Annotated in this window: 3 protein-coding genes; 2 read left to right on the forward strand and 1 reads right to left on the reverse strand. The window is 52.5% G+C overall.

Annotated elements, in window-relative coordinates; translation table 11 throughout:
- Positions 1–119 precede the first annotated feature (119 nt).
- Complete coding sequence (locus TR61_RS19200; RefSeq protein ID WP_172677031.1) at positions 120–1,547, reverse strand: phospholipase D family protein; 1,428 nt, start codon at positions 1,545–1,547, stop codon at positions 120–122.
- A gap of 1,010 nt (positions 1,548–2,557) precedes the next feature.
- On the opposite strand from TR61_RS19200, the gene TR61_RS19210 reads away from it, so the two are divergent.
- Positions 2,558–2,821, forward strand: coding sequence for a hypothetical protein (locus TR61_RS19210; protein WP_050932154.1), 264 nt, complete (start codon positions 2,558–2,560; stop codon positions 2,819–2,821).
- A 39-nt stretch (positions 2,822–2,860) separates the two neighbouring features.
- Positions 2,861–3,379, forward strand: a complete 519-nt coding sequence (locus TR61_RS19215; RefSeq protein WP_157440998.1) for a hypothetical protein — start codon at positions 2,861–2,863, stop codon at positions 3,377–3,379.
- Positions 3,380–3,463 lie beyond the last annotated feature (84 nt).

A 3,463-nucleotide genomic window follows, 5' to 3' on the forward strand; every position in this document is an offset into this window, starting at 1 on the left:
GATGTCTCAGAAGAGCCCAGAACAGACACTAACCTAGCTTGGAAAATTGATAAACAGCGACATCTAAACGCGAAGATTTGATGAAATAAAGTTGGACTTTCACATCCCTCAGCAGTTGTTCAAAGCTGCCCTTCGACCGGGAGCCACCCTGTCACAAATGCAACAATCCTGCTGGCTAGGCCTGCACCGGGTTCACGATCATAGATCGCCGGGCCAGTTTTGCCTGAATAAAGCCACCGCAGCCGACCATCCTGTCCCAAGACAACGTTGAATGCGTAGTCTGGCGCAAGCGCATCGACCCGCGACACTATTCCATCGGCCAGCGATGCACTCTTAATGATCACGGCAATTTCGGAATTCAGATCTATCGAGCGCGGATCGACGTTAGTCGACCCTGCAAACACGGTCTGCCCATCGATCACGGCAAGTTTCGTATGCATCGTAAGCGGCGTGTCATGCCCCGTTACCAGCGCAGGGGCATCAGAGCGAACCTCAAGGAACTCAACACCCGCGTTCAGCAACATCTCTCGATAGCTTGCGTATCCCCCATGCACATAGGGATGGTTCGTCGATGCAAGCGAATTCGTCGCGACCCTAACCCGGCGCCCCTTGGCGGCCTGATCAGCGAGAGCTGACGCGATCTTCTGTTGCGGCACGAAGTATGGCGTAATCAACAGGATATCGCTCGTCGCACCCCGTAGGGTGTCGTAAAGCTCATCGGCAACCTCTCTGGACCCTTTCCCCGGTGGGGCGCGCAGCTTGTCGGGGTGATCGACGACGACACGCGCGCTGCCGTCATGTCTCGCTGCCTTACCCAACTCAACAGCCTTCAAAAACTCCGAATTGATTGCTCGAGTATATGCTTCGAACTCAGGGGATTCTGATTGCGCGCGAAACCGAGCCACTATTTCCTGCAAGGGTTTTGGGTCGGCCGAAGCGATACGATCTAGCGGTACGGCCCAGCGATCGTTCCAATAGAGATCGAAGGCATCCGACAGTTGATCCGTCACAGCCCCAGCCAGCAGTAGGTCGAAATCCGCGAATTCGTGGTCTGTTCCGATTTGGTAATACTCATCGGCGATGTTGCGCCCGCCCATCACCGCAATAGTTCCATCGACGACCATAGCTTTGTTGTGCATGCGCCGATTTACGCGCTTGAAATCCAAAACAAAGTTCATTGCGAAACTACAGTTTCTCGAAAGAGGGTTAAATGCTCGAATTTCAACATTTGGATGCGCATTTAGTGTGGCAATCTGATCATCTCGAGCTGTCGTAAATACATCGTCGAACAAAAGCCTCACCTTGACCCCGCGTTCGGCAGCTTCGAAAAGTTCGAGCCACACCAACTTGCCGACCGCGTCGGGTTTAATCAGAAATGTCTTGAGATCAATCGAACGCTCGGCCGTTTCGATCAGTTTCAGCCTTGCTCCAAGTGCGTCAATCCCGCTGAGAAGTGGAAAGAAAGCAGTAGTCCCAGAATCGTTGCCTACGACCTGTTCGGCCAATTCTGCAGCAGCAGTACCTTTGCCTGGGAGCGCTGTCGTCATCTCTTTGTCTTGTTCAAAGGGGACGAAGGTGCATCTGGATATAGATGCGAAGTAGAGACCGAGACCAAGCAACAGGAAAGCTGAGACAATTCGGAGAAATCTCAAGAACATTCCGTTGAAGCCGCGGTCACCGGCAAATTAGTGACATGCCTGCATAAGACTTGGCGAGTTTCCTGCATGCTCCGCTATCCATATGGCCAAAGCAAATTGAAGACCGTCATGACTGCAAAAATCGCTATGAACAGCGGCCAACTCCAGCGTGGACCCCCTTCTCTGTGAGAGGTGTAATAGCCAAGCCGTTGCATGGCAATAATTGTCGCGACGATGAGCAGTCCGGCCACAAGAGCATGTGCTAAGTCGAGATGCATTAGCGTTCCTTTTTTTTGCACGATAACGTGCGGGAGTTTTACAACGCATTTGAACTGTCGGGGCAAAGTCTCCGCTGGTCAAGTCAAGGAGAATACGAAGGACCTAGGCAGAATGCATGGAACAAGTGCATCCCAAGCGGTGGCTAGCCAGAGAACCCCCTTCAATTAGCCTAAATTCTCTGCGCGTTTGCTTCTACTTGGTCGCACAGCGCTCACTCGAAAGGCTTAGATGTGCGGCGTTGCAGTGAACGGCGGGATTGTCCGCACAGCAGTCCTTCGCTTATTTCAAAAGAACGTCCGGTGCTGGTGAAAGCCGTCATTAAGAGCCAAAGTTCAAGTTTCCAGCGTTGAAGGTCTGCTTTCCGCTACACAGCGGACAGTCGCTAAAATTCGGTGAATGACTGCATCGAGCCCGAAGAGGACGCTCACCCGTTGAGGCTATGCTGACTGTTCCGCCAGCTGAAGTTTTGTTGGATGTCGGCTTGGGGGTGGCAAAGCGATGCTGGCTTGACACAAAAGCCAAGGATGGTTCAGCTTTCTATTATTTGAGACGGAGTTGGTGTGAGGCGGCTTTCTTTCATTTTTTGCATTGCATGCTTTGGGGCGCAGACTGCGAGTGCGGATCCAGTAACGGATGTTTGCTTGTCTTATGATGCCGCAGAGGTTTGCGAATGCGCCAGCGAGGCGCTCAAGAAAGAAATCGGCTACAAACATTTTGTCCAATACAGCGTCGCGAGCAAAACAGCCCTTGAACACCAGGAGGCGGGTGATGCACTTGCGGTAGCGTGGGATAAGGCGACCAAAAGACACGCGATTGCAGCCGGACTTTCCGACACGGAAGCACTCAACCAAATGAATAAGTTCGGGGCGGCTCACCGCGACGCGATCAAGAAATGTAAAGGTTGATTTCTTAACGCAACTTACTGAAACAAAGTGGAAAAAATCATGCGGTCTTTTCTTATGGTACTACCCTTTGTCGTTCCGACGCTCTGCTGGGCTGGAGACCTGGCAGAGGGTTGGCGCGCTCTTGGCTCGATTAATGCGTCCCTGGGAGATGAAAACCTGAACTTGATGGTTCTGGCTGAACCAGACGGGACGCCCTATGCATTCCAAATCGACGCTGGAGGACCGAAGATCATTTCCATAGACGCCCACGTTGTAACGGCCGCAGGCACACCCGGATGGCCCAGTCTCGGCGTTGATCTCCTCACTATGGGACCGGTCACCATGGTTCAAGAAGTGACGTTTTATAGATCCGGAGGCAGCACAGCAGAGGCCTGGATGATGCAAGAAGGCGTGGGTGACGCCGAGATTTCAAATGGAAAACTATCAGACGATGGAGTCTTTTCCGGTACGTTGAAAGCAACTCTGGTGCCGTGGAACGTATCAGAAGGCACCGAAATCCCCGGTGAACCGAAGATTTCGATCGAAGCCGCTATCGAGAGTCTCATACTCCCGAATTAGACGCTGCTGGAGCATGAACGACGGCGTTTCGGGCAAAACAATTCGCTGGCCAATGGTCTGTTTGTCCCGCTTTCTCGCCATTCA

Origin of the sequence: Aestuariivita boseongensis (genome assembly GCF_001262635.1) — a bacterium.
In the GTDB taxonomy this organism is placed as follows: Bacteria; Pseudomonadota; Alphaproteobacteria; order Rhodobacterales; family Rhodobacteraceae; genus Aestuariivita; species Aestuariivita boseongensis.